The organism is Streptomyces roseochromogenus subsp. oscitans DS 12.976 (assembly GCF_000497445.1).
GTDB lineage: Bacteria > Actinomycetota > Actinomycetes > Streptomycetales > Streptomycetaceae > Streptomyces > Streptomyces oscitans.
This window is the reverse complement of record NZ_CM002285.1, coordinates 8266943-8287285: the sequence shown is the minus strand read 5'-3', so window position 1 is coordinate 8287285 and position 20343 is coordinate 8266943. Positions and strand designations below refer to the sequence as shown.

Annotated in this window: 22 protein-coding genes and 1 riboswitch; of the genes, 10 read left to right on the top strand and 12 right to left on the bottom strand. The window is 70.8% G+C overall.

Going from position 1 to position 20343, the window contains the following annotated elements:
• Positions 1 to 69 precede the first annotated feature (69 nt).
• Positions 70 to 2538 (top strand): SpoIIE family protein phosphatase, encoded by a 2469-nt coding sequence (locus tag M878_RS85515; RefSeq protein WP_023552593.1) that lies wholly within the window; start codon positions 70 to 72, stop codon positions 2536 to 2538.
• 69 nt (positions 2539 to 2607) lie between these two features.
• Complete coding sequence (locus M878_RS85510; RefSeq protein ID WP_023552592.1) at positions 2608 to 3837, top strand: PP2C family protein-serine/threonine phosphatase; 1230 nt, start codon at positions 2608 to 2610, stop codon at positions 3835 to 3837.
• A 57-nt stretch (positions 3838 to 3894) separates the two neighbouring features.
• Here M878_RS85510 and M878_RS85505 read toward each other — a convergent pair whose 3' ends face one another.
• Entirely contained in the window at positions 3895 to 4572 is a 678-nt protein-coding gene (locus tag M878_RS85505) for a DUF305 domain-containing protein (protein ID WP_023552591.1), read from the bottom strand.
• 96 nt (positions 4573 to 4668) lie between these two features.
• Positions 4669 to 5085 (bottom strand): DUF6153 family protein, encoded by a 417-nt coding sequence (locus M878_RS49715; RefSeq protein ID WP_051430333.1) that lies wholly within the window; start codon positions 5083 to 5085, stop codon positions 4669 to 4671.
• 252 nt (positions 5086 to 5337) lie between these two features.
• Between M878_RS49715 and M878_RS85500 the strand changes: the two genes are divergently transcribed.
• The 3 genes from M878_RS85500 to M878_RS85490 all read left to right on the top strand — a co-directional run bounded on the left by M878_RS85500 (position 5338) and on the right by M878_RS85490 (position 8976).
• Positions 5338 to 6957, top strand: a complete 1620-nt coding sequence (locus tag M878_RS85500) for a B12-binding domain-containing radical SAM protein (protein WP_023552587.1) — start codon at positions 5338 to 5340, stop codon at positions 6955 to 6957.
• Between the two features lie 206 nt (positions 6958 to 7163).
• Complete coding sequence (locus M878_RS85495; protein WP_023552585.1) at positions 7164 to 7889, top strand: lysophospholipid acyltransferase family protein; 726 nt, start codon at positions 7164 to 7166, stop codon at positions 7887 to 7889.
• 61 nt (positions 7890 to 7950) lie between these two features.
• Positions 7951 to 8976 carry an NAD-dependent epimerase/dehydratase family protein gene (locus tag M878_RS85490; RefSeq protein ID WP_245238276.1) on the top strand — a complete coding sequence of 342 codons (1026 nt, stop codon included), beginning with the start codon at positions 7951 to 7953 and terminating at the stop codon, positions 8974 to 8976.
• A 51-nt stretch (positions 8977 to 9027) separates the two neighbouring features.
• Here the strand turns inward: M878_RS85490 and M878_RS85485 are convergent, their stop codons facing one another.
• The 8 genes from M878_RS85485 to M878_RS85450 all read right to left on the bottom strand — a co-directional run bounded on the left by M878_RS85485 (position 9028) and on the right by M878_RS85450 (position 15928).
• Positions 9028 to 10629 (bottom strand): alpha/beta hydrolase, encoded by a 1602-nt coding sequence (locus M878_RS85485; protein WP_023552582.1) that lies wholly within the window; start codon positions 10627 to 10629, stop codon positions 9028 to 9030.
• A 188-nt stretch (positions 10630 to 10817) separates the two neighbouring features.
• The gene (locus M878_RS85480) at positions 10818 to 11585 is read right to left on the bottom strand and encodes an urease accessory protein UreD (protein ID WP_023552579.1); all 768 of its coding nucleotides are present in this window, start codon (positions 11583 to 11585) and stop codon (positions 10818 to 10820) included.
• A complete protein-coding gene (gene ureG, locus M878_RS85475; protein WP_023552577.1) occupies positions 11573 to 12250 on the bottom strand; it encodes an urease accessory protein UreG in 678 nt (225 codons plus the stop codon). The genes M878_RS85480 and ureG overlap by 13 nt, the downstream gene beginning before the upstream one ends.
• Positions 12251 to 12342: 92 nt before the next feature.
• Complete coding sequence (locus M878_RS85470) at positions 12343 to 13017, bottom strand: urease accessory protein UreF (protein WP_023552575.1); 675 nt, start codon at positions 13015 to 13017, stop codon at positions 12343 to 12345.
• Between the two features lie 12 nt (positions 13018 to 13029).
• Positions 13030 to 14751, bottom strand: coding sequence for an urease subunit alpha (locus M878_RS85465; RefSeq protein ID WP_023552574.1), 1722 nt, complete (start codon positions 14749 to 14751; stop codon positions 13030 to 13032).
• Positions 14744 to 15055, bottom strand: a complete 312-nt coding sequence (locus M878_RS85460) for an urease subunit beta (protein WP_023552572.1) — start codon at positions 15053 to 15055, stop codon at positions 14744 to 14746. Before M878_RS85460 ends, M878_RS85465 begins: the two co-directional genes overlap by 8 nt.
• 11 nt (positions 15056 to 15066) lie before the next feature.
• Positions 15067 to 15369 carry an urease subunit gamma gene (locus M878_RS85455; RefSeq protein WP_023552570.1) on the bottom strand — a complete coding sequence of 101 codons (303 nt, stop codon included), beginning with the start codon at positions 15367 to 15369 and terminating at the stop codon, positions 15067 to 15069.
• A 226-nt stretch (positions 15370 to 15595) separates the two neighbouring features.
• A complete protein-coding gene (locus M878_RS85450; RefSeq protein ID WP_023552568.1) occupies positions 15596 to 15928 on the bottom strand; it encodes a type II toxin-antitoxin system Phd/YefM family antitoxin in 333 nt (110 codons plus the stop codon).
• Positions 15929 to 16015: 87 nt separating this feature from the next.
• On the opposite strand from M878_RS85450, the gene M878_RS85445 reads away from it, so the two are divergent.
• The 3 genes from M878_RS85445 (at position 16016) to M878_RS85435 (ending at position 18014) form a co-directional block, all read left to right on the top strand.
• Positions 16016 to 16651, top strand: a complete 636-nt coding sequence (locus M878_RS85445) for an ATP-dependent Clp protease proteolytic subunit (protein WP_023552566.1) — start codon at positions 16016 to 16018, stop codon at positions 16649 to 16651.
• Positions 16652 to 16658: 7 nt separating this feature from the next.
• Positions 16659 to 16964: a hypothetical protein gene (locus tag M878_RS85440; RefSeq protein WP_023552564.1), complete on the top strand. Its 306-nt coding sequence runs from the start codon at positions 16659 to 16661 to the stop codon at positions 16962 to 16964.
• Positions 16965 to 17399: 435 nt separating this feature from the next.
• Positions 17400 to 17537: riboswitch (cyclic di-AMP (ydaO/yuaA leader) on the top strand.
• 3 nt (positions 17538 to 17540) lie between these two features.
• The gene (locus M878_RS85435; protein ID WP_031226790.1) at positions 17541 to 18014 is read left to right on the top strand and encodes a C40 family peptidase; all 474 of its coding nucleotides are present in this window, start codon (positions 17541 to 17543) and stop codon (positions 18012 to 18014) included.
• Positions 18015 to 18247: 233 nt separating this feature from the next.
• On the opposite strand, the gene M878_RS85430 is transcribed toward M878_RS85435, so the two are convergent.
• Complete coding sequence (locus M878_RS85430; RefSeq protein ID WP_023552561.1) at positions 18248 to 18685, bottom strand: ATP-binding protein; 438 nt, start codon at positions 18683 to 18685, stop codon at positions 18248 to 18250.
• 213 nt (positions 18686 to 18898) lie between these two features.
• Here M878_RS85430 and M878_RS85425 point away from each other — a divergent pair, with 213 nt between their 5' ends.
• Together M878_RS85425 and M878_RS85420 are read left to right on the top strand one after the other, a co-directional pair.
• Positions 18899 to 19759 (top strand): helix-turn-helix domain-containing protein, encoded by an 861-nt coding sequence (locus tag M878_RS85425; protein ID WP_023552559.1) that lies wholly within the window; start codon positions 18899 to 18901, stop codon positions 19757 to 19759.
• A 9-nt stretch (positions 19760 to 19768) separates the two neighbouring features.
• Positions 19769 to 19990: a DUF397 domain-containing protein gene (locus M878_RS85420; protein ID WP_023552558.1), complete on the top strand. Its 222-nt coding sequence runs from the start codon at positions 19769 to 19771 to the stop codon at positions 19988 to 19990.
• Positions 19991 to 20074: 84 nt separating this feature from the next.
• Here the strand turns inward: M878_RS85420 and M878_RS49710 are convergent.
• The coding region (locus tag M878_RS49710) for an aminotransferase class I/II-fold pyridoxal phosphate-dependent enzyme (protein ID WP_245238274.1) at positions 20075 to 20343 on the bottom strand (269 nt) is incomplete at its 5' end.

Genomic DNA, 20343 nt, shown 5'->3' with positions numbered 1-20343 from the left:
CCCGATGGCCGAAGAGTGACGATTGAGCCAAGAGGGGGTAGACCACTCTCAGCTACAGAGAGGTCGACCGTGGGCACTCACGAGGAGCAGGACGTTGCCCGGCAGCGGTTCGACGTGGCCGACGCCGCGCCCCTGCTGGTCGACGCGCAGGGCGTGGTGACGGGCTGGACGCCCAACGCCGAGCGGCTGCTGGCGTACCCGGCTGCCCAGGTGGTGGGCACCCGCGCGGTCGGTCTGTTGTCCGCCGAGGACGCCGTGCGGGCGCCCGAGCTGGCCGAGCGGTGCCGCAGGGACGGCGGCTGGGCGGGGCTGCTGACCGCTCGGCGCAGGGACGGGCGGCCGGTCCGGCTGATGGTGCGGATCACTTCGGCGGTGGATTCCGGCGGGGCGCCGCAGTGGCTGGTTCTGCTCTCCGAGGTCTCCGGGGCACGCGGCTGGGACATGAGCCGTGCGGTGCTGGAGCAGATGGTGACCGACTCCCCCGTCGGCATAGCGATCGTGGACCGCGATCTGCGGTGCGTGTGGTCGAACGCGGCGCTGGAACGTTACGGCGGCGGCTCCCCACGGGAGCGGCTGGGGCGGCGGCTGGCGGAGATCCAGCCGGGCATCGACTCCGCGGACATCGAGACGCAGATGCGGCGGGTGCTGGAGTCCGGCCGGCCGGTGGTCGGGTACGAGCATGTGGGCCAGGTGCGGTCCGCGCCGCACCGCGAGACGGCGCACATGATGTCGTTCACCCGCCTCGAGGACGACCTGGGTCACCCGATGGGCGTGTACTACACCGTGGTCGACGTCACCGAGCGGCACCGCGCCCGGCAGCGGCTGGCCCTGCTCGACCGGGCCGGCGAGCAGATCGGGCGCACCCTGGACATCTGGCGGACCGCGCAGGAACTGGCCGACGTGGCCGTGCAGGGCTTCGCCGACTTCGTCGGTGTGGACCTGCTGGATTCGGTGCTGCGCGGCGCCGAGCCCGAGCCGCCGAGCGAGACGGATCAGGTGCCGCTGCGCCGGGCCGGGCACCAGTCGGTGAACCCCGGGATCCCGGAGGCCGTCGTAGAGATCGGTGAAGTGGCCACCTATCTCGCCGGATCGCCCCTGATCCGCTGTCTGACCACGGGCCGGTCCTGGCGCGAGGAGCGGCTCGACCCGCTGGCCAGGGAGTGGGCCACGGACATCCCGGCGGGCCGGGCGGCGGCCTTCCTGGACCTGGGCATGCACAGCGTGATGATCGTGCCGATCCGGGCGCGGGGCGTCACGATGGGCGTCACCACGTTCTTCCGGCGCCGTCGGCAGGAGCCGTTCGACGAGGACGACCTGAGTCTCGCCGAGGATCTGGTGTCCCGGGCGGCGGTCTGCGTGGACAACGCCCGCCGCTACACCCGCGAGCGGGACGCGGCCCTGGTCCTGCAGCGCAGCCTGCTGCCGCACCGGCTGCCCGAGCAGGGGGCGGTGGAGGCGGCCGCCTGCTACCGGCCGGCCGACGAGCTGACCGGCCTCGGCGGCGACTGGTACGACCTCATCCCGCTGTCCGGCGCGCGCGTGGCCCTGGTCGTGGGCGAGGTGCCGGGGCACGGCATCGACGCCGCCGCGGCCATGGGGCGGCTGCGCACCGCCGTACGCACCCTCGCGGCGCTCGATCTGCCGCCCGAGGAGATCCTCGCGCATCTCGACGACCTGGTGGCACGGACGGCCGACGAGGAGGGCCTGCCGGAGCTCCCGGAGGACGCCGACGCCCAGGCGCTGGGCTCCGGGTGTGTGTACGTCGTCTACGACCCGGTCGACGGGCGATGCACCATGGCCGCCGCGGGCCATCCCGCGCCCGCCGTCGTCCGGCCCGACGGCACCGCCGCCTTCGTCGACCTCCCGCAGGGGCCGCCGCTCGGTGCGGGCGGTCCACCCTACGAGGCGGTCGAGCTGGCCCTGGCCGAGGGCAGCACGCTGGCCCTGCACACCGATGGGCTGCTGGCTCACGCGGGCGACGGGGCCGACGAGGCCGACGAGGGCATCGACGCGGACCGCGAGCGGCTGCGCCGCGCGCTGGAGCGGCGCAGCTCCTCGCTCGACCAGCGCTGCCGGTCCGTGATCGAGGCGCTGGTCCCTTCCCGGCCGCACGACGACGTGGCCCTGCTGATGGCCCGGACCAGGCTGCTCGGCGCCGGGCAGGTCGCCGACTGGGACCTGGCCACCGACCCGGCCGTGGTCGCCGACGCCCGCAAGGAGGCCGCCCGGCAGCTGGCCGAGTGGGATCTGGAGGAGCTGGCGTTCACCACCGAACTGGTCGTGAGCGAGCTGGTCACCAACGCCATCCGGCATGCGGAGGGCCCCATCCGGCTTCGGCTGATCAGGGAACGGACCCTGATCTGCGAGGTGTCCGACGGGGGCGCCACCGCGCCGCATCTGCGCCATCCGCGCGCCCTGGACGAGGGCGGCCGCGGACTGCTGCTGGTCTCCCAGTTCACCCAGCGGTGGGGAACCCGCTTCGTACCCGAGGGGAAGGTCATCTGGGCGGAGCAGTCCCTGACGGAGCCGCCGGCCTGACCCCCTCGACACGGTCATACATCGCATGACATGGGAAAATGGCGTGATTCCGGCGGATGGGCGGCAGCCATGAACGACACGGCCATCGACTACGCGAGGGTGTTCCAGGCGCTGCCGGGCATGGTGGCCCTGCTGACGCCCGACCTGGTCTACGCGGACGTCAACGAGGAGTTCCTGCGGCTGGCCGGGCGCACCCGCGAGCAGATGATCGGGCGCTACCTCTTCGACGTCTTCCCGGACAACCCGAACGACCCCGGCGCATCGGGCATGCGCAATCTGGCCGCCTCGCTGACCCGGGTCGCGGCTACCGGCGAGCGCGATTCCATGGCCCTGCAGCGCTACGACGTCGAGAACCCCGAGCGGCCCGGCGAGTGGGAGGAGCGCTACTGGAGCCCGGTCAACGCGCCGGTGTGCGACGCGGACGGGAAGGTGGTGCTGCTGGTGCACCGGGTCGAGGAGGTCACCGAGCTGATCCGGCTCCGCGGCGGCCCCGCCGGCGGCCGGGCCCGCGTCCTGGAGGCCGAGCTGTACACGCGCGCCCGTGAGCTGCAGGAGCTCAACGAACGGCTGCGCCAGGCGCACGCCCGCGAGCGCGAGGTGGCCCTCGCCCTGCAGGAGGCGATGCTGCCCGCCCGCCGGCAGCTGGGCCGCCATCACGCGGCCGTGCGCTACCGGCCCGCGGTGGGCGCGCTGAACGTGTGCGGGGACTGGTACGACATCGTCGACCTGGTGGGCGGCCACCGCATGGGCGTGGCCGTGGGTGACGTGGTCGGGCACGGCCTGGAGGCCGCCGGGGTGATGGGCCAGCTGCGCAGCGCGCTGAGCGCCGCCTCGCGGGTAGCCGCGGGGCCGGCCGAGGCCCTGAACGTCCTGGGGCGGTACGCACACGTCGTCGACGGCGCCGAATCGGCCACCGCCGTCACGACGTTCATCGACTTCGACCACCACACGATCACCTACAGCAGCGCCGGCCATCCGCCGCCCGCGCTCGTCCAGCCGGACGGCCGCGTGGAGTTCCTCGACCAGGCCACCGACCCGCCGCTCGACGCCCGCCCCGACCCGATCCCCAGACCTCAGGCCGGTACGGACTACGCCGAGGGCGCCACCCTCGTCCTCTACACAGACGGCCTGATCGAGCGCCGCGGCGAGGACATCGACACGGGGCTGGCCCGCCTCGCCGAGTCCCTCGACCGCCATCGCGACGAGGACCCCGAGCGCCTCGCGGACGCGGTCCTGCTGGAACTGCTGCCTCCCGGGGGCGCAACCGACGACACGGCGCTGGTCATCGTGCGGCTGTGACGTGTGGGTGGGGGCGGGGGCCGGTGCCGATGACAGGGCCCCCGGCCCCGCAGTACGTCAGCCCATGCCATTCATGCCGTTCATGCCGCTGGAGCCGCTCGTGCCGCTCGAACCGAGGAGCGTCTTCATCTCCTTGATCTCGGCGTTCTGAGCGGTGACGATGGCGCCCGCCAGGGCTTTCGCGGGCCCGTACGCGCCCTTGGCCTTCTCCGTGCCGGCCATCTCCACGGCGCCCTGGTGGTGCTCGACCATCATGGACAGGAACTTCGTGTCGAAGTCCTTGCCCTCGGCCTTCTTCAGCGCGGCCATGTCGGCGTCGCTCATCATCCCGGACATACCGGAGTGGCCCGAGTGGTCCATGCCAGCCATGGGCACCTGCTCGCCCCAGGACTTGAGCCAGCCGGTCATGGTGCGGATCTCGGGGTCCTGCGCCTTCTCGATGCGGCTGACCAGGTCCTTCACCTGCGCCGAGGAGGCCCGGTCGGCGGCGAGCCGCGCCATCTCCAGAGCCTGCTGGTGATGCGGGATCATGGCCTGCGCGAAGGCGACGTCCTGGGCGTTGTGGGCGGTGCTGGCCGTCGCGCCGGTCGCGCCCGGGGAGGCGGAGGCGCCGTGCGCGGCGTGACCGCCACCGTCACCCCTGCCACCGCTGCCACCACAGGCGGCGAGGACGAGGCCGGCGGTCGCGGCGACCGCTGCCAGGGTGGCACGGCGGGTGAGAGTACGGGTGGTCATACGGGAACTCCTGTGGTTCTCAAGGGATGCAGGGCAGGCGTGAGCACGACCGCGGGCCCGCCGTGCGGAGGCGGGCGGTGCGGCCGGCGGGGCCCTCTAGATCCGCAGGAGTTGGAGTTCGGCAAGGGAGGGCGAGGCGCGGGCGCCTTCCGGTCCGGCGGCCGCACGGGAACCCGGACAACGGTCCGGCGCGGCGATGGCCGTGCGGTCAGGGACCAGCGCGGGCAGCTCCGGGCCGCCGTTCACCGCACCCGAGGCACAGGCGGGATCGGCATGATGCAGCCGCCCCCCACCGCAGTGCCCGTCGGCGTCCGCACAATCGTCCTGCGCGACGACGGCGACGGTGCTCGCGGCGACCATGTGCCGCCCCGCGTCCCCGTGCTCCGCATGCCCCACACCCCCGACGGGCCCGAGCGCATGCATCCCCAACAGCCCCACCAACAGCGACAGCACCAGCAGCCCACACCGCCGCCGCTGGGGCGGGCACGAGGCGTGGGGTCCGGCGCTGTGCATGGGCGCCATCGTAAGGGCGTGGGGGCGAGCGACCGGCCACGGCTCGCGGGCCCATTGCCTGTGAGCAAGGCGTTTGCACCACCGCCGGGCAATCACCGTGCCGAGAGGCGCGGCAAATCCAAAACCCTCGCTGACGCCCTGTCACGCTTACGCTGGGAGAGCCTTCAAGCGCGGTCGCGTCCGCCTCACTCCCGCGAATCGCCGTAGTCGTATGAGATTGCTATCTCCAGTAGCTTCTTCCCGGCCACGGCGGTGCTTGCCGCCTTCCTCGAGGAGAACGATCGCCTGATCGATGCGCAAGGACGGCACTGCTTCGGTACGGATCGCTACGGCGCCGACAGCAAGTCCGCCTACGCGATGGAGCTGATCGCTCGCCCGTTCAGCCTGGATCCGGGCGCGGAAGTGCTGCGCGCAGTGCGCACGGACCGGCATCCACTGGACGCTTTCGAGCGGTTCTACGTGAACTCGGGGATCACCGAGCGGATTTCCGCGGGAACCTCGCTGATCGGTATATCCGTGCCCATGGGGCCGCAGCTGGAGCCTTCCCTCATGCTGGCTGCCCTGCTGAAGAAGAGCCACCCCGAGACCTCGATCGTGCTGGGCGGGCCGACGTTCAGCTTGATGGAACCGGATGACCTGTCGACCAGGCTCCGGCACCATCCCGCGGTCGACTGTGTGGTGCGTTTCGGCGGCGAGTACCCGCTGCTGACCCTGGCCCAGCGCGCTGTAGCCGGCAGCTTCTCGCCCGCCGGGATTCCCGGCGTCTCGTACCAGGAAGGAGACGATGTGGTCCACGCGGCCCCGGCCCCGGGACCGAACATCAACAAGTTGCCTGCTCCCGCATATCCCGCGGATGCGCTCGACCGGCTGGCGGATCCGACTTTGGCCATCACCCAAGCCCGTGGCTGCTACTGGGGGAAGTGCGACTACTGCGACTTCATCGAGCTGTACGACGGCAGCCCCCCGTTCCGCGGCCGACAGCCGAACAATTTCGTGGACGAGATCCAGGAATTGGTTGAGAAGTTTGGCGTACAGCGGTTCAAGTTCATCACGGAATCCATTCCGCCGGCCTTCGCCCGGCGGATGAGCCAGGCGATCACCGACCGTGGCCTGAACATCAGCTGGAACTCCTTCGCAATGGTCGATCGGCGTTTCGACAAGGAAGTTCTCGGGCTGATGGTGGAGTCCGGGTGCGAGTTCCTGATCAACCCCCAACGTTTCGGTCTGGTGAGGACCGCCTCCACCGAGGTGAGCGCCCAGGCGCAGTACGCCCTGAACCACTTCCACAGTGTCGATCCGGCGATGACTCCGGAGGAACTTGCCGAAGCCGTCCGGTTGTACAGGGCGTTCGCCGACGAAGTGTCCCGCCGGCAGATCATCGACGTCAGCGGTCCCGATGTGGCGGGGGCTCTTCGCATACCCGTCGAAGACATCGACTTCCTCGACAGGGACGGGCACCTGCTGTGCACCCACATCGGGAACCGGGAGCGCGCCCGGATCCCGGCGCAGGCTGCCGAGTTCCTCGAGCCCTACCTCACCGGAGAGTCGTTCACCATGACGGACCTGCGGCCCCTCGCCGGGCGCGAGGTGCGGGAACCGCGGATCAGGGGGCCGAGGAACGGCGGGAGGTTGGGAAAGAGGATGCCATTGTCCGGCTGCGGCATCTTCACCACCGACGAACCCCTCGGTGTTTCCGGTCAGTTTGCTGGCGTCGAGCTGTGTGTGCTGCAAGGACCCGAGCCCCAGCCGGGTAATGGAGCCTCCTCCGCCAAGCCGGCCGACGCAAGAGTCACACGTCCGCCAGCTATCAACCGCGATTGCGCCAGGTTCCTTGATCGGGTTGTCGCCTACCGGCGAGTAGCAGCAGTGTGATCCCGCGACCTTCCCCAACCCGCACGAGAACCACCCAACCGCTGACCTGATTACCCGTCAGTTACGTCGGCAATGGGTCAGCATTGATACGACCGGACCCGGTTCCACGCGACTACACCTGCACATACACTGACGCCCCATAACACGCCGGTTGACCAGCGAGAACGCGGCGGTTGAGCCGATCCGCCAGAGTGAGGAGCGACCCCTTGTTCTATTACCTGCTCAAGTACGTACTGCTGGGCCCCCTGCTGAGGCTGGTCTTCCGGCCCCGGATCGAGGGCCTGGAGAACGTGCCGGCCTCCGGGCCCGCGATCGTCGCCGGGAACCATCTGTCGTTCTCCGACCATTTCCTGATGCCGGCGATGCTCAAGCGCAGGATCACGTTCCTCGCGAAGGCCGAGTATTTCACCGGCCCGGGGCTCAGGGGCCGGCTCACCGCGTTCTTCTTCCGCAGCGCCGGGCAGATCCCGGTGGACCGCTCGGGCAAGGAGGCCGGACAGGCCGCGATCCGCGAGGGCCTCAAGGTGCTGAGCAGAGACGAATTGCTCGGCATCTATCCCGAGGGCACCCGTTCGCACGACGGCCGGCTCTACAAGGGGAAGGTCGGCGTCGCCGTGATGGCGCTGAGGGCCGGGGTGCCCGTCGTACCGTGCGCGATGATCGGCACCTTCGAGGCCCAGCCGCCCGGGAAGGTCGTCCCGAACATCCACCCCGTCACCATCCGCTTCGGCAAGGCCCTCGACTTCTCCCGCTATGCGGGCATGGAGCACGAGAAGGCGATCCTGCGGGCCGTCACCGACGAGATCATGTACGCGATCCTGACCCTGTCCGAGCAGGAGTACGTCGACGAGTACGCGGCCGTCGTCAAGGAGCGGCAGGCCGCCGAGAAGGGCGCGAGGGAACGCAGGTTCCCACGGGCGCCGCTGAGCTGACCTCCTCTGCCGACGGCAGAAGTTCCGTGGCCCCGACGCTCCATTCCCCTAGGCTCGCCGTATGAAGAGGGCTGTGGTGATCGGGGCGAGCGGACAGATCGGCCGGCCGACCGTGGACGCGCTGGCGCGGGACGGCTGGGAGGTGACGGCCGCCTCGCGGGGCGGCGGCCGGGACGAGGGGTGGGACGACACGGTACGGACGGTCCGGCTGGACCGCTCCGACGACGCGGCCCTGGCCGCGCTGGTCGGCGACGGCTGCGACCTGCTGGTCGACATGGTCGCCTACGACGCCGTACACGCCCGGCAGTTGACGTCCCTGGCGGGCCGGATCGGCTCGGCGGTGGTGATCTCCAGCGTGGCCGTGTACGACGACGGCTCGGGCCGGAACTTCGACACGCTGCGGGAACCGGGCGGCTTCCCCGCCTACCCGGTGCCGATCCCCGAGACGCATCCGACGGTTCCTCCGGGCGAGGCGTCGTACAGCACCCGGAAGGTGGATCTGGAGCGGGAACTCCTCGCGGCCGCCGACATGTTGCCGGTCACGGTGCTGCGGCCGGGCGCGGTGCACGGGCCGTACAGCCCGCTCCCCAGGGAGCTGTACTTCGTGAAACGGAATCTGGACGGCAGGCGCAGGCGCGTGCTGTCGTATCGGGGCGAGAGCCGGTTCCATCCGGCCAGTGCCCGGAACATCGCCGAGCTGGTCCGGCTGTCGGCGGCCCGGCCCGGTGTCCGGGTGCTGAACGCCTGTGACGGCCAGGCGCCGACGGTCGCCGAGATCGGGGCAGCGGTCGACGCGGTGATGGGTGTGGAGACGGAGACGACACTCCTCGACGGTCCGCCCGAGGGCTCCGTCGGCCGGACTCCGTGGTCGACGCCGCTGCCGGTCGTCGCCGACATGTCCGCCGCGGAGCGGGAGCTGGGCCACCGGCCGGTGGTGTCGTACGCGGGGAGCCTGCCGGAGACCGTCGTGTGGCTGACCGATGTGCTGGCCGCCGGGCGGGACTGGCGGGAGTGCTTCCCGTTCCTCGCCCAGGTGTATCCGGACCTGTTCGACTACGCGGCCGAGGACGCCTGGTACGCGGCATGAACGAGGGGCGGCCGGAGAGTCCGGCCGCCCCTCGTCACCGTACGGGACGGGTTACGGCTTGGGCGTGGCGTGCGGGCCGCAGGTCACGTCCGCACCGTCCAGCTTGCCGTCGATCAGGTAGGCGTCGACGCGCTGGTTGATGCAGGGATTGACCAGGCCGGTCACCCCATGGGAGCCCGCGTCCTTCTCGGTGATCAGACGCGAGCCCTGGAAACGCTTGTGCAGTTCGACGGCGCCCTCGTACGGGGTGGCGGCGTCCCGGGTGGACTGCACGATCAGCACCTGCGGCAGGCCCTTGCCGGTCCGCACCTCGACCGGGGTCCGCTGCTGCACGGGCCAGGTGGCGCAGGGCAGGTTCATCCAGGCGTTCGCCCAGGTCATGAACGGGTAGTCCTGGTTGAGCCGGGTGTTGTCCCGGTTCCACTTCTGCCAGCTGGTGGGCCACTTGGCGTCGGTGCACTCGACGGCCGTGTAGACGGCGTTGCCGTTCTCGGCGCTGATGTTGCCGGCCGTGTTCGACAGGTTCGGGCCGGCGGCGTCGACGAGCGCCTTGGTGTCACCGGCGAAGTACTTGCTGAACACCGTGGCGACCGGCACCCACGACGAGTCGTAGTACGGCGCGCTCTGGAAGAAGGAGATCAGCTCGGCCGGGCCGACGACCCCGCCGATCGGGCTCTTCTTGGCGGTGGCGCGCAGCTCGAGCCACTTGGCCTGGACGGCGGCGCGGGTGGTGCCGAGGTGGAAGGCGGCGTCGTTCGCGGCGACCCAGTCCTCCCAGTCCTTCCAGCGGCCCTCGAAGGCGATGTCCTGGTTCAGGTTGGCCTGGTACCAGATGTTCTCGCGGGCGGGGTTGACCACGCTGTCGACGATCATGCGGCGCAGATGGCCCGGGAACAGGGTCCCGTAGACGGCGCCGAGGTAGGTGCCGTAGGAGACGCCCAGGTAGTTGAGCTTCTTCTCGCCCAGGGCCGCGCGGATGACGTCCAGGTCACGGGCGGTGTTCGGGGTGGTCATCTGCTGGAGCATCGCGCGGCCGGTGCGCTCCAGGCAGCCGTCCGCGTACTCACGGGCCAGCTTGCGCTGAGCCGTCTTGTCCGCCTCGGTGTCCGGCACCGGGTCCATCTTCGGCGCCTTCACGAACTCCTGCGGGTCCTCACAGGAGATGGGCGCGGAGTGGCCGACGCCGCGCGGGTCGAAGCCGACGAAGTCGTAGGCCTTGGCGACATTGGCCCACACGGGGTTCTTGGTGGTGACCCGGCGCGGGAACCTCAGGCCCGAGCCGCCGGGGCCGCCGGGGTTGTAGACGAGCGCGCCCTGGCGCTCCTGCGGGGTGCCCGTGTTGCCGATGCGGTCGACGGCGAGCTTGATCTGCTTGCCGTACGGGTGGGCGTAGTCGACGGGCACGCTGACCCAGCCGCACTGGATGGGCTTCTCCAGCCCCCAGTCGGCCGGGCAGTCCTGCCAGTCGATGCCGGCCTTGGCGGCGCGGGCGGCGGCGATCGCCGCACCCTTGGCCTCCCGGTCCGGGCCGGGCCGGCCGGCGGCGGCGCTGGCCGCGGGTGCCGAGACGGCACCCGCGATCAGGGTGGCGGTGACGAGCGCTCCGGCCGAACCGAGCGCCAGCAGGCGGCTCTTCGGTCTGTTGTCCCTCAAGTGGGCCTCCCCCTACATCAGGATCGCTGCGAGTGGTCAGCGAGGATCCTCGCGACTGTGAGCCGCCTGAGAACAGGGGTAGCCACCCATCTTTACCAATCCGATAACCGGATGATCATGTCCTGTCGAGCGAGACGCAAAGCAGCGAGAAGCCACGTGGGGCCGCGACAGGGAGCGATCAGCTCGCCTCAGCGGAGCATGGTCAGTGCCTCGTCCAGGAGCCGCCGTAGTCGCAGTGCGTCGGCGGCCACCGCGCTGACCAGGGCGGCGGGGCCGGCCAGTGGTATCAGGGCGGCGCACTCCCCCAGGGCCTGCGCCTGGACCGGGTGTTCCATGAACTCGGGGCGTACGACGACGAGTTGACCCACCGCGCGGTGTCCGGCCAGGACCGCCGGGCCGTCCCAGCCGCCTGGTGCGCCGGGGCCGCAGGACAGTTCCTGGTCCAGTACCGCCCGGCCCGCGACCCGTACGGTCAGCCGGCTGGTGAGCCGCCCGGGGTCCTCGCCCGCCCGCCCGAGCACCTGTTCCTCGCGCAGCACGAGCCGGGCTCCGGCGGCGAGTTCGGCCCGCGTGGTGACGTACAGGTCGCTGCCGCGGGCCGAGATCAACTGCTCGGGCAGCCAGTGCAGTTCGGCGCCGTCGGCCACGTCGAGCCGTACGTCGTAGCGGGCCTCTCCCTTGGCCTGGCCCGGCAGCGCGAGGGTGGCGGCGGCCGAGCCGATGTGCAGCCGGGCGCCCTCCGCCACGCTCGCCGTGAGCGAGAAGCGGTCGCCGCCGAGCGGGCCGCTCATCGCGCCGACCAGCATGACCTTCGCCTCGGAGCCGTCGGACCGGGTGCGGCGCAGGGCCAGCGGGCCGTCGCCGTCCAGCACGGGCAGCACGGTGCCGCCACGACCGTCGGCACGGGCGACGATCCGGGCGTCCGCCCGGATCCCGGTGGCGGTCACGCCGTCCATGCGGTGAGCCGCCCGCGCACCCAGGAGGCCACGTCGGCGACACCGGTGCCGCCGCGCAACGACTGGAAGACCACGGGGAGTTCGGCGCGCTGAGCCTTGGCGTCGGCGGCCATCCGGGCGAGGTCTGAGCCGACGTACGGCGCGAGGTCGGTCTTGTTGACGACGAGCAGGTCGGCCGTGGTGACGCCGGGCCCGCCCTTGCGCGGGATGTCGTCGCCGCCGGCCACGTCGATCACGAAGATCTGCGCGTCCACGAGCCCCTTGGAGAAGGTCGCGGTGAGGTTGTCGCCGCCGGACTCGACGAGGATCAGATCCAGCGGGCCGACCGCGTCCTCCAGGTCCTCCACGGCTTCGAGGTTGGCCGAGATGTCGTCGCGGATCGCGGTGTGCGGACAGGCGCCCGTCTCCACGGCGGTGATCCGCTCGGGCGGCAGCACGGCCTCCCGGAGCAGGAACTCGGCGTCCTCACGGGTGTAGATGTCGTTGGTGACGACGGCCAGCGACAGCTCGTCGCGCAGGGCCCGGCAGAGCGCGGCTACGGTCGCGGTCTTCCCTGACCCGACGGGGCCACCGATGCCGATGCGCAGGGCGCGGCGGGCTCCGTCGGGACGGTGCGCGTCCGCGCTGACGGCGGCGGGGCCGGGGTGGGTGTGGTCGAGGTGCATGTACGGCTCCTATGGGTCCAGGTGCAGAGCCCCTGGCGGGGTCAAAAGGGGCGGAGCCCCTGGGGGACAGTCAGGGGCGGCGGGGGCGGCCTCTACGACGCGAACAGCCGCGCAGACCAGGCCGCATGCCACTCCGCACCGACCTCCAGCAAGGGCCCCGACGCGGCCGGCAGTGCGTCGACACCCTCGTCGAGCACCCTCCGCGCCGCCGCCACCGCTGAATCCGCGACGCGGTCCAGCTCCGGCGCCAGCCGCGCCAGCACACCGGTCGCGTCGAACGGGTCCAGGCTCAGCAGTCGTACCGTGGCCGTCGCCGGCCCGCTCACGCTCTCGTACGCCGCGCAGTACGCCGCGTCGTCCGGGCCCAGTCCGGCCGCCCGTGCGGCCAGACCGAGCACCACCGGCTGATGGGCTCCCTTGGGGAACTCCCGTGCCAGCGCGTCGAGTTCAGCCGAAGGCCAGCCGGCCCGTACCGCCCGCAGCAGCTGCCGCCCGAGCCGGCGCGCCGCGATCCGCAGGGCGGGAGACGGCGTACGGGCGTCCGCCGCCGCGTCCAGCTCCCCCGGATCCACGCCGAGTACGGCGGCCGCCGCCACCGCTCCCGCGACCAGCCCCGCGGTCTGCAGCCGTCCCCGGCAGAAGTCCTCCAGGCTCGCGGCGGAGGTGATGCGCCCGGCCTTGACGGCGGCCTCCGCCCCGCCGGAGTGGGCGTGCCCTCCGGCGGGGAAGCGGCCGTCGGCCAGGACGAGAAGTGCTGCCCGTGCCATCACAACGCCCTCTCAGAAGAGGAAGTAGCGCTGGGCCATGGGCAGTTCGACGGCCGGTGCGGCCTCGACCAGTTCGCCGTCGATGTGCACGGCGAAGCTGTCGGGGTCGATCCGGACGTCGGGCCGGGCGTCGTTCTCGCGCATGTCGGCCTTGGTCACCGCGCGCGTGGACTCGATCGCCACGAACCGCTTGCCGAGCCCCAGACGCTCCGGCAACCCGTCCTCTATCGCCAACTGGGCGGCGAAGTTGACCGAGTTGGCGGCCGGGGCGCGGCCGATCGCGCCGTACATCGGGCGGGGCAGGATCGGCTGCGGGGTGGGGATGGAGGCGTTGGCATCGCCCATCTGCGCGTAGGCGATCTGGCCGCCCTTGAGCACGAGGAGCGGCTTGACCCCGAAGAACGCCGGCTCCCACAGCACGAGGTCGGCGAGCTTGCCGGTCTCGACGGAGCCGATCTCGGCGGCGAGGCCCTGGGCGAGCGCGGGATTGATCGTGTACTTGGCGACGTACCGCCGTACCCGCCGATTGTCGGCGCGCCCGTCGCCCGGCAGCGCGCCGCGCCGCCGCTTCATGACATGAGCCGTCTGCCAGGTCCGCAGGATCACCTCGCCCACCCGTCCCATCGCCTGGGAGTCGGAGGAGATGATCGAGATCGCGCCGAGGTCGTGGAGGATGTCCTCGGCTCCTATGGTCGACGGCCGGATACGGGACTCGGCGAACGCCAGGTCCTCGGGGACGGTGGGGTTGAGGTGGTGGCACACCATCAGCATGTCGAGGTGTTCCTCGGCGGTGTTGACGGTGTACGGCCGGGTCGGGTTGGTGGAGCTGGGCAGCACGTTGGGCTGCGAGACCACGGTCATGATGTCTGGCGCGTGCCCGCCGCCGGCGCCTTCGGTGTGGTACGAGTGGATGCCCCGGCCCGCGATCGCGGCGAGGGTGTCGCCGACGAAGCCTGCCTCGTTGAGGGTGTCCGTGTGGATGGCGACCTGGATGCCGGTGCGGTCGGCGACGGTCAGCGCGGCGTCGATGACGGCCGGGGTGGAGCCCCAGTCCTCGTGCAGCTTCAGGCCGGCCGCGCCGCCACGGATCTGGGAGAGCATCGCCTCGTGGGAGACGGTGTTGCCCTTGCCGAGGAAGCCGACGTTGACCGGGTAAGCCTCCATCGCCTCGAACATCCGGGCGAGATGCCAGGGGCCGGGCGTGACCGTGGTGGCCTTGGAGCCCTCCGCGGGGCCGGTGCCTCCGCCGACCAGGGTGGTGATGCCGGAGGCCAGCGCCTCGTCGGCGATCTGCGGGCAGATGAAGTGGACGTGCGCGTCGATGGCGCCGGCGGTGAGGATCCGCCCGTTGCCCGCGATGATCTCGGTCTCGGGGCCGATGACCAGGTCGGGATGGACGCCGTCCATGGTGTCCGGGTTGCCGGCCTTGCCGATCGCGGCGATCCGGCCGTCGCGGATGCCGACATCGGCCTTGACGACGCCCCAGTGGTCGATGACGACGGCGCCGGTGATCACGGTGTCGGGGGTGCCGTCGGCGCGGGTGGCGCGGGACTGGCCCATGGACTCGCGGATGACCTTGCCGCCGCCGAAGACCGCCTCGTCCCCGGAGGCGCCGGGGCCGCCGGAGCGGTCCTCCTCGATCTCGATCAGCAGGTCGGTGTCGGCGAGCCGGATGCGGTCCCCGGTGGTGGGTCCGAAGAGGTCGGCGTAGGCGCCGCGGGAGATCTCAGGCATCGAGGGCACCTCCGGTCTCGCCGCGCAGGCCCGGCACGATCCGGGCACCGGCGAGGGGCACGAGTTCGACGTCGACGGGGATGCCGGGCTCGAAGCGCACGGCGGTACCGGCGGCGACGTTCAGCCGCTTGCCGCGGGCCGCGGCGCGGTCGAACTCCAGGCCGGGGTTGGCCTCGGCGAAGTGGTAGTGGGAGCCGACCTGGACCGGCCGGTCGGCGGCGTTGAGCACGGTCAGCCGGGTGATCTCACGGCCGGCGTTGACGTGGACAGGGTCGTCCGCGAACAGGATCTCTCCGGGAATCATCGCGGCCCCCTTCAGATGATCGGCTCGTGGACGGTGACGAGCTTGGTGCCGTCCGGGAAGGTGGCCTCGACCTGGACGTCGTGGATCATCTCCGGGACCCCGCCCATGACGTCGTCCCTGGTGAGGAGCTTGCGGCCGGAGGACATCAGCTCGGAGACGGTACGGCCGTCACGGGCTCCTTCGAGGATGTGCGACGTGATGAGGGCGACCGCTTCCGGGTGGTTGAGCCTCAGCCCGCGGGCCCGGCGCTTCTCGGCGACGTCGGCCGCCACATGGATGAGCAGCCTCTCTTGCTCATGCGGGGTCAGTTGCACGTCCCACCTCACAGTCCTTGCTCCGGACCGTGCGGGGTCCGGTTGCCGCTGCCATCACGACGGGGATAGGTGTAACACACAGACAAATCCCCGGATCGTCCTCAATCCGGGCACAAAAACCCCTGATGGCGTGGATGGGCAGGCTAAGCCGCCGGAGTTTCAGCGACGTTAACCAGACTTTGATCCACGGATGACCGGGCGATGGGAGCGCCGATACCCGCCTGGGTCATGACACGCCGGGGCCGCGATGCTCGGCGGCCACGCCCGGACCGCGGTGTTCGGCCGCGACACCGTGACCGCGATGCTCCGCGGCGATCCCGAACCGCTGCTGTTCGCGCGGGGCGGAACCGATCTCACGGACCCCCGAGACCGAGCTGACGACCTGCTCCCCGGCCGGCTCGTCGAGGGCGTCCAGCCGCTCCAGATCGGCGGCCGAGACCAGCGCGACCAGCGGCTTGCCATGCCGTGTCACGACGACGCGCTCACCGCCGTACACCACCCGGTTGATCAGGTCGGCGAGCTCAGCCCTGGCTTGCGTCACCGGAATTTCGTAGGCCATGCCCCCATTCTAACGTCACGTACATCCTGTACATTTTTTACAGATGCCGAGCCCACCGGAGGCCGTGCGATGAGAAGGGGTGCGCCCATGTCCCATGCTTTCGCCCGTCATGTCCTGCCCGAGTTCACCGAGCGCACCAGCAGCGGCGTGCGCACGCTCGACCCCTACGGCAAGCTCTTCGAGGACCGGATCGTCTTCCTCGGCACCGCGCTCGACGACGCGGCCGCGAACGACGTGATGGCCCAGTTCATGTACCTCGAACACGCGGCCCCGGAGCGGGACATCACGCTGTACGTCAACTCCCCCGGCGGTACGTTCAGCGCGCTGACGGCCGTCTACGACACGATGCGTTACGTCAGTTGCGATGTGTCGACGTACTGCCTGGGCCAGGCCGCGTCCCACGCCGCGCTGCTGCTCGCGGCCGGCACGCCGGGCAAGCGGTTCACCCTGCCCGGCGCGCGCATGGTGATCGAGCAACCGCGACTCCCCGAGCCGGTGGAGGGCCAGCCCAGCGACCTGCTCATCGAGGCCGAGGAGCTGGCCCGGGTGCGCGCACTGACGGAGGACATACTCGTACGGCACACCGGGCGCGCGGCGGAGGAGGTACACCGGGATCTGGAGCGGGACTTGGTCCTGAACGCCTCCGCGGCGGTGGCCTACGGCCTGGTGGACGGCATCGTGCCCGGCCGGCGGAGCATGCCCGGCGCACCGGGCGCGAAGTGAGCCGCCGATGCTGCCGGACCTGCCACCGCTGCCCGCACTGACGCGTGCCGAGGGCGATCTGATCGACCGTTACCTGGAGGCGGCCGACCTGCTGGGCCGTATCAATCCCGCGCACGGCGGAGACACCTATCGCGGGCTGCGCGCGGCCCAGGCCCTGGTGCGCAAGGCCGCAGAGCTGCGTGACGCCCTCGCGTTGATGCACCAGCGGGGCGAGACGGAGCTGCACCGGGACACAATGGCACGGGCCTTGCGGGTCCTGGACGGAGAACGTCGTACCGCGCGCGTCGCGCTCCCGCCCGACGGTGTCCGCTGATCCGGACGCCCGAGAGGCCGGGCGTGATCCGCATGTCGACGGGCGCCGCGCGGAACGGACGTGAAACGGCCCGAACGGCGTACCGCCGACCGGGGTATATCCAGGACGTTCATCGGATCTCCCGACTTGCGCACCGCGCGGGTCTGCGGCATGGAACGAGATGCTCCGCCCCAGGTCCGGGGCTACGACCGGGAGCTGACGATGCCTCGAACACCCTGCTGTCCACCCGAATGGGCGAGTGGTGAGTAACACCACAAATCCCCGATTCCGTTGGGATTTTCAGACCGCTGTAGGTGAAGATCCCTGTCTGACGACAAGCCCCCGCCACCGCGGCGGGGCGGTCCGGGCGGACGCCGAGTCCTGCCGCCGTCCGGATGACCGGTCGACAGGAGTGGATCGGCAGGAGTGGAGGACCCAAGCAAGACGGGTCGCCGGAACGGAAGTTCGTCTGGTCGTCGCAGACGGGCGGGGGTTCCGAGCGGCCCTTGGGGTGAAGCCGTGGCAACGCGGCCGGGCAACTTCGCCAGCCCGAATCCGACAGGTCATCCTTCACAGGCGGCTGACGAAGGGTTGCGCATGACTGCGCTCAATCGTGTCCCGTCGCTCATGGCCCGGGCCGGTACGGCCTCGGCACTCACCCTCGCCGCCGTCGGCGGCTCGATCACGGTCCCCGGTCTCGCCCAGGACGCCTCGGCCGCGACCCTCGAGTCGAAAGCACTGCAGGTCGCGGCCTCCAAGGAGGGGTCGCCGTACCAATGGGGGGCCACCGGGCCGCACAGGTTCGACTGCTCGGGGCTGACGCTCTACTCGTTCAAGAAGGCGGGCAAGAGCCTGCCGCGCACCGCCGCCGCGCAGTACAACAAGTCACACCACATCTCCGCCGGCAGCCGCAGGGCCGGTGACCTGGTGTTCTTCCACTCGGGCTCGTACGTCTACCACGTCGGTATCTACGCCGGCCACGGGAAGATCTGGCACGCGCCGAAGACCGGGGACGTGGTGCGGCTCCAGAAGATCTGGACCTCGAGCGTCTGGTACGGCCGGATCAACTGACCCTGCGTCATATCAGGAGCGGCTCCAGCAGCAGGGACGCTCCCAGCACCGTCAGCGCCGGTCCCGGTGCCCGCCCGGAGCCCACGGGCGGCCCGGGGCCGGCGCAACCATCTGCCCAGCCGGTGCACGAGCGGCACGACCATGTGTACGCGCTCGTCAGCGCCGGCCTCGGGGTGGCCGTCGTACCGGAGAGGGTCGAGCCGGGCGATAGCGCTGCTGGAGTGCCCCGACGTCTACGGCACCGTCTCCGCCGGAGACGTCCACGGGAGTTCGATCGACACCGTCTTGCCGCCCTCGCGGGTGGGGCGGACGCGGAGTTTGCCGCCGCACTCGGCGGTGAGAAAGCGGATGATGACCATGCCGCGGCCGTTGTCCTGCTGGACGGCGGCGGGCAGTCTCTTCGGAAAGCGCGGGTGACTGTCCGTGACACCGATGCGCAGATGTTCGTCACGGTCCAGCGCGATGTCGACCGTGAAGGTGGGTGACTGCCCGAGGGTGTGCTGTACGGCGTTCGTGGCGAGTTCGGAGACGATGAGCCGCACGGTGTCGGCCACGTCGGTGTCCGACGGCAGGCCCCACTCCGCGAGCGTGCCGACGACGTAGGAACGGGCGGCGGAGACCGAGGCTGGATCGCTCGGCAGAGTGACGGATGCTTCCAGGTGGTCTGCCATGGCGACGTCGTCCCTTTCCCACGGGACCGCAGTCCGACACGGAGCGGAGGGTTCGAGTACGGTCCCGGACTGGTGCTTGCTCGTCAGCCTGCCATCACCGGGCCGGTCACGGGGAGCGATCCACCAAGATATGCATATATCTGTCGCCCGAAGCGGTGAACTCTACGACGCGAGACCGTATTTGGGCGGCTCGGAAGGAGTAAGGAGGAGCCCATGCAGAACGGGCCGGCGGTGCGGCGCCGCAAACTGGGTGCCGAATTGCGCACGCTGCGTACCGGTGCTGGGCTCACGAGCGGTGAGGCGGCCCGGCTGGTCGGCTGGCACCAGTCGAAGGTGAGCCGTATCGAGACGGGTGCCAGCGGCGCGAAACCAGCCGACGTGCGGTTACTCCTGGACGCCTACGGGGTGCGGGACGCGCAGCTGCGCGAGCTGCTGCTGATGCTGGCGGGCTCCGAGGAAGCGGGCGACCGGCACCGCTGGTGGCACGCCTACCGCGGGGTGCTGCCGCCCACCTACCGGGACTTCATCAGCCTGGAGTCGCAGGCCAGCGCGATGCGCACCCTGGAGACCACGGTCGTACCCGGACTGCTCCAGACGCCCGAGTACGCCCGCGCGGTGACCCGGGCGGCCGTGACGGATCTGGACGACGAACGCCTGGACACGCTGGTGGAGGTACGGCTGGCCCGGCAGGACGTGCTGCGCACCGAACGGCCGCTCAGGCTGAGCGCGGTGCTGGACGAGGCGGTGCTGCGGCGCGAGATCGGCGGCCCCGAGGTGATGGGCCGGCAGCTGGAACGGCTGATGGACGCGGCCCGGCTGCCCCAAGTCCGGCTGCAGATCCTGCCGTTCGGCGCCGGAGCGCATGTCGGCCTCACCGGACCTTTCGTTATCTTCTCATTTCCGAGCACTTCTGATCTGGACGTGGTTGTTCTCGACCAGTTGACGAGTAGCCTCTACCTGGAGCGGAAAGAAGACCTCATGGCCTACTCAGAGGCCTTCGACACCCTTCGGATGCACGCCCTTTCACCCGAGGAATCGTTGGATTACATCGCCGGGATAGGTGACGGCGCGTAAGGAGGCACCATGTCAGCACTGCCTCGGAACGTCCCTGCCAGTACCGATCTGCACGACGTGCGCTGGCTGCGCAGCAGCTACAGCACGGGAGCCAACAACTGCGTCGAGACGGCCCGGCCGCACTCCGGCCCCTGGGCCGGACTGCTCGCCGTGCGCGACTCCAAGAGCCCCGCCGGACCCGCGGTGCTCTTCTCCGCCCGGAGCTGGGCGGGGTTCCTCACCGCGCTCTGATCAGAATCGATCACAGGCAATCAGTCACAGGTAAACAATCACCGGTAATCACTCATAGGTGAAGCACGGCCGTGTCACGCCGACTCATGGTCGCGTTTCTCCGATCACCCGTACAGCGCGTTCGATCTCCGCCCCGGACAGGTCCGCCCGGGCGGTCAGCCGCAGCCGTGAGATGCCGTCGGGCACGGAAGGAGGACGGAAACAGCCCACGGCCAGCCCCGCGCCGCGGCAGTCGGCCGCCCAGCGCACCGCCTGCTCCGGGGACGGAGCCCGCACGGAGACCACCGCGGCGTCCGGACGCACCGCTTCCAGACCCGCGGCGGTCAGCCGTGTGTGCAGTTCCGTGGCCACCG